Source organism: Streptomyces racemochromogenes (assembly GCF_044129415.1).
In the GTDB taxonomy this organism is placed as follows: Bacteria; Actinomycetota; Actinomycetes; order Streptomycetales; family Streptomycetaceae; genus Streptomyces; species Streptomyces racemochromogenes_A.
Genome location: NZ_JBBDHD010000212.1, coordinates 1 through 7,533, shown reverse-complemented (window position 1 = coordinate 7,533; position 7,533 = coordinate 1). Strand labels below are relative to the sequence as shown.

Annotated in this window: 6 protein-coding genes and 2 pseudogenes; 5 read left to right on the top strand and 3 right to left on the bottom strand. The window is 74.1% G+C overall.

Annotation, left to right across the window (positions count from 1 at the left end; all coding sequences use genetic code 11):
- Positions 1-202 precede the first annotated feature (202 nt).
- A pseudogene (locus WDV06_RS35385) lies at positions 203-349 on the bottom strand (hypothetical protein); the annotation flags it as partial.
- Positions 350-473: 124 nt separating this feature from the next.
- On the opposite strand from WDV06_RS35385, the gene WDV06_RS35380 reads away from it, so the two are divergent.
- Positions 474-2,126, top strand: coding sequence for a cell division protein PerM (locus WDV06_RS35380; protein ID WP_395513917.1), 1,653 nt, complete (start codon positions 474-476; stop codon positions 2,124-2,126).
- 246 nt (positions 2,127-2,372) lie between these two features.
- On the opposite strand, the gene WDV06_RS35375 is transcribed toward WDV06_RS35380, so the two are convergent.
- A complete protein-coding gene (locus WDV06_RS35375) occupies positions 2,373-2,990 on the bottom strand; it encodes a hypothetical protein (RefSeq protein ID WP_395513916.1) in 618 nt (205 codons plus the stop codon).
- A 237-nt stretch (positions 2,991-3,227) separates the two neighbouring features.
- Here WDV06_RS35375 and purN point away from each other — a divergent pair, with 237 nt between their 5' ends.
- Complete coding sequence (gene purN, locus WDV06_RS35370) at positions 3,228-3,851, top strand: phosphoribosylglycinamide formyltransferase (RefSeq protein ID WP_344163737.1); 624 nt, start codon at positions 3,228-3,230, stop codon at positions 3,849-3,851.
- Positions 3,848-5,425 carry a bifunctional phosphoribosylaminoimidazolecarboxamide formyltransferase/IMP cyclohydrolase gene (gene purH, locus WDV06_RS35365; RefSeq protein ID WP_395513915.1) on the top strand — a complete coding sequence of 526 codons (1,578 nt, stop codon included), beginning with the start codon at positions 3,848-3,850 and terminating at the stop codon, positions 5,423-5,425. The genes purN and purH overlap by 4 nt, the downstream gene beginning before the upstream one ends.
- A 29-nt stretch (positions 5,426-5,454) precedes the next feature.
- Here the strand turns inward: purH and WDV06_RS35360 are convergent, their stop codons facing one another.
- The gene (locus tag WDV06_RS35360; protein ID WP_395513914.1) at positions 5,455-6,195 is read right to left on the bottom strand and encodes an RDD family protein; all 741 of its coding nucleotides are present in this window, start codon (positions 6,193-6,195) and stop codon (positions 5,455-5,457) included.
- Between the two features lie 253 nt (positions 6,196-6,448).
- Between WDV06_RS35360 and WDV06_RS35355 the strand changes: the two genes are divergently transcribed.
- Together WDV06_RS35355 and WDV06_RS35350 are read left to right on the top strand one after the other, a co-directional pair.
- Complete coding sequence (locus tag WDV06_RS35355; RefSeq protein WP_395513913.1) at positions 6,449-7,309, top strand: bifunctional methylenetetrahydrofolate dehydrogenase/methenyltetrahydrofolate cyclohydrolase; 861 nt, start codon at positions 6,449-6,451, stop codon at positions 7,307-7,309.
- Positions 7,299-7,533, top strand: a pseudogene (locus WDV06_RS35350) (hypothetical protein); the annotation flags it as partial. The gene WDV06_RS35355 and the pseudogene WDV06_RS35350, both read left to right, overlap by 11 nt.

Below are 7,533 nucleotides of genomic sequence, written 5' to 3'. Positions count from 1 at the left end.
GGTCACCGGCGCGAGCCGGGGCATCGGCTACGGGATCGCGGAGGCGCTCGTCGCCCGGGGCGCGCTTCGCGGCGCGGCCTGGGCCCGTGTGCGGGCCCGCGGACCTGCCGGGGCCTCCGCCCGTGCCCGCGCGCGCGAGGCGGTCCAGGAGCTCCGCGTACGCCTGGCGCGTGCGGGCGCCCGGTTCCGTCCGGCCCTTCTCCCACGCGCGGACGGTGCCGGCGGTGACCCCCAGCTCCGTCGCGACCTGTTCGTGCGTCAGTTCGCCCGACTCGCGCAGCCGGCGGCGCTCCTTGGGGGGCGGTAGGCCCCGCTCCGAGCCGGAGCCCGTATCGACGTCTGGTGTCATGTCACACTCCCCGCGACCTGGCAGCACAGCACTGGGCGATAAAGTACATAAACGTATATTGGGCGACACAACGGACAATCGCCTGTTACCCACCCATAGCGCGTGTCGTTGGCACCATGACGGTGTGACCCAAGTGATCGAACGCGGGGCCCCGTTGCCGTCGGCCCCGCAGGCCCGGGCGCCACGCCGTTCACCGGCGGCGGCCGCCTGCGTGCTGGGCGGCGCCGTCGCCGCGGGGCTGGGGCTTGGCTTCCTGGCCGTCCTCGTGATCGTGCTGTGGATCAGCTCCCCCTACCCCGACAGCGGCCCCGGCGGTGCGCTGCACCTGGCCGCGGGGCTGTGGCTGATGGCCCACGGGACCGAACTCGTCCGCTACGACACCCTCTCCGGGGTGCCCGCGCCCGTCGGGGTGACCCCCCTGCTGCTGGTGGCGCTGCCCGTGCTGCTGATGCGGCGGGCGGCCCGGCTGGGCAGTGCGTCCGGGGTCGGTGCGGGGCCCGACACGGAGGCGGAGGAACTGCTGCCGGCGAGCGCGGTGTTCTCCGCCGTGGTCTGCGGCTACCTGGCCGTGGGCGCGCTCGCGACGCTGTACGCGGCGGGCGGGCCGATGCCGGCGGACCCGATCAGCGCGGCCTGGCACCTGCCGCTGGTCGCCGTGTGCGCGGCGGGCGGCGGGGTGTGGGCGGCGAAGGGACGCCCCGCCGGGTCGCTGCCGGGCTGGGTCCCCGCGGGTGTGCGGCGGGCGGTGGCCCGGCCGCGGTACGCGCTGGCACTGCGCTCGGGGGCGGCGGGGGTGCTCGTCCTGCTGGGCGGCGGGACCGTGCTGGTCGGGGCGTCGCTGGTGTGGCACGCGGGGGAGGTGCAGTCCTCGTTCCTGACGCTGACCGGGGTGTGGTCGGGGCGGTTCGCGGTGCTGCTGCTGGCGGTGACGCTGCTGCCGAACGCGGTGGTGTGGGGGGCGGCGTACGGTCTGGGGCCCGGGTTCGCCGTGGGAACGGGGGTCGCGGCGACGCCGCTGGGGTTCGCGGGGGCGCCGGCGCTGCCGCGGTTCCCGCTGCTGGCGGCGCTGCCGCCGGAGGGGCCGGGGACGCCGCTGACCTGGGCGGCGGCCGGGGTGCCGGTGGTGGCGGGGCTGGTGGTGGGATGGCTCGCGGTGCGGCGGGCCCGGGAGGTCTCGTACGGGGAGACCGCGCTGACGGCGGCGTTGGGGGCCGTGGTGTGCGGGCTGGCGATGGCCGGTCTGGCGGCGGCGTCGGCGGGTGCGCTCGGAACGCGGGCGCTGGCGGCCTTCGGGCCGGTGTGGTGGCAGGCGGGTGCGGCCGCGACGGGGTGGGTGCTGGCGCTGGCGGTGCCGGTGGCGGTGGGGGTGCACGGGCTGCGGAACCGGCCCGCGGCCGGGGACGCGGGGGATGCGTGGCACGACTCCGGGGTGCGGGAGTTGAGGTGGGCGGTGCTCAGGGAGGCGGCGCTGCCGATCGTCGCTCCCGCGTCCGAGGCCCCTGCGGCTGCGCCGGCTCCCGGGGCCCCCGCGGCACCGGCCGGGCCGGCCGAGGGGGAGCCGGCTTCGGGCGGGCCGGGTGAGGGGGAGCCGGCTTCGGGCGGGCCGGGTGAGGGGACGTCGGCTTCGGCGGGGCCGGTGGTGCCGGGGGCGTCGGAGCCGGTGGATGCCGTTGGCGATGGGGAGGTTCCGGGGGGTCAGGGCGGGGTGGAGGCCGGGCCGTTGGCGCCGGGGGTGGTGGGGGCGCGGGTGCTGGCCCGGCGGCGTCCGGAGGCCTGATCGGGGCCGGGGGCGCCGCTGCGCGGAGCCGTCACCCCGCCCCGCCCTCCCGCCGTCCCCGGGACCTGCCCCGGACCCCCGCTCCCGGGGGCTCGGCCCCCCGACCCCCGCGCCCCACGCGCCCCGGACTCCGTCCGGGACCGCCCTCATGCGGGGCCGGATTCCGTGCGGTGGCGTTCCGGCCGCGCGGCGGTCGAGCGCACCGGGCGCGGAGCGCACGGGGTCGGGGTCGGGGTCAGGGGCCGGTCAGCGCTGGACCTTCAGGACGTTGCCCACCACGTTGTCCGGCAGGAGCGAGTTGCACTGGAGCTCCGCCGTCTGCGTCAGCGCGTCGTCGCGGCAGACGTAGAAGTCCTTGTACGCCAGCTGCAACCCGTACGACGTGCCCGCCAGCAGCAGCGCCAGCGTCGCCGAGACCAGCCCGCTGACCGCCGCCGCCCGCTGCGGCCGGGCCGCCGGGCCGAGGGCGGACAGGCCGCCGGGCCGGGCCGGGGTGCCCTTCTCCGGGTCGGCCGGGGTCGCGGGGCGGCCGCGCAGCGCGCTGATCCCCCAGTACATCGCCAGCGCCCCGAGCAGCAGCCCCACCGACGGGATCCCGAAGATCCCGAAGAAGAACCCCCACATCCCGGCGAGCATCGCGTACCGCGCGCGCCGCTGGACCGGGTCCATCGGGTCCCAGCGGGCCGGCCCCCCGGGCTCCTGGCCCCCGGGGTTCGGACCGCCGGGGTTCGGACCGCCCGGGCCGCCGCCGTCGCGCGGGCGCTGCGGCTGCCGGGGCTGCCACGGCTGGTCGGGCCGGCCCTCCGGGGGCGCCGCGAAGGGGTTGTCGTCGGTGGAGGGCTCGGGCTGACGGCGGTCCGGCATCGAGTGGCTTACTTCCCCTGTGTCATGGACGTCGTGGACCCGGTGTGCGCCGGGTTGTACGGCTTGTACGCCAGACGCTACCGCCCGCCCGTGCCCCCGTCCCCCGGGGGCGGTCCCGTGTGCCGGTATCGTTGCAGGCGGTCGGTGGCTTCGTATGGTTCCCCGTATATCGGTACCCCGAAGTTTCGTATGACCACACAAGACCAACGTCGCAAATCCTGTGAGAAAGGGCCTCCCATGGCCGCCTCCCGCCTGGTCGTGCTGGTTTCCGGCTCCGGCACCAACCTCCAGGCCCTGCTCGACGCCATCGACGCCCACCCCGGCGGAGCCGAGGGTTTCGGCGCCGAGGTCGTCGCCGTCGGGGCCGACCGCGAGAACATCGCCGGTCTGGAACGGGCCGAGAAGGCGGGGATCCCGACCTTCGTGTGCCCCGTCAAGGCCTACGGGAGCCGTGAGGAGTGGGACGCCGCCCTCACCGAGGCCACGGACGCGTACGCACCGGACCTCGTCGTCTCCGCAGGGTTCATGAAGATCGTCGGCAAGAGCTTCATCGACCGCTTCGGCGGCCGGTTCATCAACACCCACCCCGCCCTCCTCCCCGCATTCCCCGGCGCGCACGGGGTGCGGGACGCCCTCGCGTACGGGGCGAAGGTCACCGGCTGCACGGTCCACTTCGTGGACAGCGGCGTGGACACCGGTCCGATCATCGCCCAGGGTGTCGTGGAGATCGGGGACGGGGAGGACGAAGCCGCGCTCCATGAGCGCATCAAGGAAGTCGAGCGCAAGCTGCTCGTCGACGTCGTGGGGCGCCTGGCCCGGCACGGCTACCGCATTGAGGGACGAAAGGTAACAATCCAGTGACCGCCAACGAAACGACGACGGCTACGACCCAGCGCCCGATCCGGCGTGCGCTCGTCAGTGTCTACGACAAGACGGGACTGGAAGACCTGGCCCGCGGCCTGCACGAGGCGGGCGTCGCCCTCGTCTCGACCGGCTCCACCGCGTCGAAGATCGCCGCGGCCGGCGTGCCCGTCACCAAGGTCGAGGAGCTGACCGGCTTCCCCGAGTGCCTCGACGGCCGGGTCAAGACCCTCCACCCGCGCGTGCACGCCGGCATCCTCGCCGACCTGCGCCTGGAGGACCACCGCCGCCAGCTCGCCGAGCTGGGTGTCGAGCCCTTCGACCTGGTGATCGTCAACCTCTACCCCTTCCGGGAGACCGTCGCCTCCGGCGCCACGCCGGACGAGTGCGTCGAGCAGATCGACATCGGCGGCCCGTCGATGGTCCGCGCCGCCGCCAAGAACCACCCCTCGGTCGCGGTCGTCACCAGCCCCGCGCGCTACGCCGACGTGCTCGCCGCCGCCCAGGGCGGCGGTTTCGACCTCGCCGCCCGCAAGCGGCTCGCCGCCGAGGCCTTCCAGCACACCGCCGCGTACGACGTGGCCGTGGCCTCCTGGTTCGCCGACGACTACGCCGCCGCGGACGACTCCGGCTTCCCCGACTTCCTGGGCGCCACGTACGGGCGGAAGAACGTGCTGCGCTACGGCGAGAACCCGCACCAGGGCGCCGCGCTCTACGTCGACGGCACCGGCGGCCTGGCCGAGGCGGAGCAGCTGCACGGCAAGGAGATGTCGTACAACAACTACACGGACACCGACGCCGCGCGCCGGGCCGCGTACGACCACGCCGACCCCTGCGTCGCGATCATCAAGCACGCCAACCCGTGCGGCATCGCGACCGGTGCCGACGTCGCCGAGGCGCACCGCAAGGCGCACGCCTGCGACCCGCTCTCCGCGTTCGGCGGCGTCATCGCCGTCAACCGCCCGGTGACGGTGGAGCTGGCCGAGCAGGTCGCCGAGATCTTCACCGAGGTCATCGTGGCTCCGGCGTACGAGGACGGTGCCGTCGAGGTGCTGGCCCGGAAGAAGAACATCCGCGTGCTGCGGGCCGAGGGTGCCCCGTCCAACCCGGTCGAGGTCAAGCCGATCGACGGCGGTGCGCTGCTCCAGGTCACCGACCGGCTCCAGGCCGAGGGCGACGACCCGGCGAACTGGACGCTGGCCACCGGCGAGGCGCTGTCCGCCGAGGAGCTCGCGGAGCTGGCCTTCGCGTGGAAGGCCTGCCGCGCCGTCAAGTCCAACGCGATCCTGCTGGCCAAGGACGGCGCCTCGGTCGGCGTCGGCATGGGCCAGGTCAACCGCGTCGACTCCGCCAAGCTGGCGGTCGAGCGGGCCGGCGCCGAGCGCGCGCAGGGCTCGTACGCGGCCTCGGACGCCTTCTTCCCGTTCCCGGACGGGCTGGAGATCCTGACCGCCGCCGGTGTGAAGGCCGTCGTCCAGCCGGGTGGTTCGGTCCGTGACGAGCAGGTCGTCGAGGCGGCGAAGAAGGCCGGCGTGACGATGTACTTCACGGGCACCCGCCACTTCTTCCACTGAGCGTCCCGGCAGACGGCGAAGGCCGCTGCCTACTTCTTGACGACGATCGTGCCGGCGGCACGGTCGTGCCAGCCCTGGAGCTTGCCCGAGTTGTCGAAGAAGGGGGAGAGGTAGACCAGCAGCTGGCCGATGCCGCAGAGGAACGCGCCGACCATCGGGATGATCCAGCGGATGAAGCCGCCGCCGACGCCCGGAACCTGACCCGTGTTCTCCTTGACGACCTTCAGGCCGAGGGCCATCTTGCCGACGGTGGCGCCCACGAAGGCGATCATCAGCCATTCGTAGAGCAGCGTGGCGAGACCGAGGATGAGCATGCCGCCGAAGAAGGCCGCGAAGATGCCGCCCGCGGCCTGGCCCGCCTGGGCCGACGCCTCGTTGAGGCAGGTGCTGTACTGGGGGGACATCGGGTCGATGCCCGTGCAGTCCTTGATGTCGCTGGCCGCGCTGAAGGCGCCCGCGAACACCACGGAGCTCAGGATGAAGTACAGGACACCGATGATCAGACCGTCGATGAGGCGGGCGCCGAAGCGGCGGCCCATCGTGGCGACCTGGACGGTGCCGAGGCCCGCCACGTTGATGTAGCCGTTGTTGGCCTGGAGCGTGCCCGGCGCCTGGGGAGGGACGCCGTACGGCTGCTGGCCCTGCTGCGGGTAGCCGTAACCGGCCTGCGGCGGGACGCCCTGCGGGGCCTGCTGGGGGTATCCGTAGCCGGGCTGTCCCTGCGGCGGCTGCTGCTGCCCGTAAGGGTTGTTCGGGTCGCCGAAGCTCATCTGGGTCTTTCCTCCGTGAAGTGCGGGGACGCACGGCACGCTGGAGGACACTTGCTTCTGCGGTACGCCCCCCGGCACTGCCCGCGGCACTCATTGCGATCGTCTTGCTGCCCGTCATCGTGGTGGTCCCGCACCGGGCTTGTCCAGCCGGTTGCAAAGCCGGGCCAGACTTGTTGTGCAAGTGCAATCAAGAGCGCGTTCCGGCCTGCGTCCGAGTGGAAGCCGGGCCGCCCCATCCGGAAGGATGCCCCTCATGAGCGCCCAGATTCTCGATGGCAAGGCCACCGCGGCCGCGATCAAATCCGAACTGACCGCCCGCGTGGCGGCGCTGAAGGAGCGGGGCATCACCCCCGGCCTCGGCACCCTGCTCGTCGGCGACGACCCGGGCAGCCGCTGGTACGTCAACGGCAAGCACAAGGACTGCGCGGAGGTCGGCATCACCTCCATCCGCCGTGAACTGCCCGCCACGGCCTCCCAGGAGGAGATCGAGGCGGTCGTGCGCGAGCTGAACGACAACCCGGAGTGCACCGGCTACATCGTCCAACTTCCGCTCCCCAAGGGCATCGACACCAACCGCGTCCTGGAGCTGATGGATCCGGCCAAGGACGCCGACGGCCTGCACCCGACCTCCCTCGGCCGGCTGGTGCTGGGCGTGGAGGGCCCGCTGCCCTGCACCCCGTACGGCATCGTCGAGCTGCTGCGCCACCACGGGGTCGAGATCAACGGGGCGCACGTGGTCGTCCTCGGCCGCGGCATCACCGTGGGGCGCTCCATCGGCCTGCTGCTGACCCGCAAGTCCGAGAACGCCACCGTGACCCTGTGCCACACCGGTACGCGCGACCTCGCCGGGCTGGTGCGCCAGGCGGACATCGTCGTGGCGGCGGCGGGCGTCCCGCACCTGGTGAAGCCGGAGGACGTCAAGCCGGGCGCGGCCGTCCTGGACGTCGGCGTGAGCCGCGACGAGAGCGGCAAGATCGTCGGGGACGTCCACCCGGGCGTCGCCGAGGTGGCGGGCTGGATCTCCCCGAACCCGGGCGGTGTCGGCCCGATGACCCGGGCGCAGCTGCTGGTGAACGTGGTCGAGGCGGCGGAGCGGACCGGCAGTGCGGGCTGAGCACGACACGGGCGGGACCGGCGGGGTCAACGGCACCGACCGTACGGGCGGCACCGGCGGAGCGGACGGCACCGGCGCCGGGGCCGGCACGGGCGGCGTCAACGGCACCCCCGGCGTGAACGGCACCCCCGGCTCTCACGGCACCCCCCGTACGGGCGGCACCGGCGGAGCGGACGGCACCGGCGCCGGGGCCGGCACGGGCGGCGTCAACGGCACCCCCGGCG

What these genes read in the sequence shown, in the direction of transcription:
- WDV06_RS35375 (WP_395513916.1), bottom strand. Translation starts at nt 2,990, where the DNA reads ATGCCGGACCGCCGTCAGCCCGAGCCCTCCACCGACGACAACCCCTTC.
- purN (WP_344163737.1), top strand. Translation starts at nt 3,228, where the DNA reads ATGGCCGCCTCCCGCCTGGTCGTGCTGGTTTCCGGCTCCGGCACCAAC.
- WDV06_RS35360 (WP_395513914.1), bottom strand. Translation starts at nt 6,195, where the DNA reads ATGAGCTTCGGCGACCCGAACAACCCTTACGGGCAGCAGCAGCCGCCG.
- WDV06_RS35355 (WP_395513913.1), top strand. Translation starts at nt 6,449, where the DNA reads ATGAGCGCCCAGATTCTCGATGGCAAGGCCACCGCGGCCGCGATCAAA.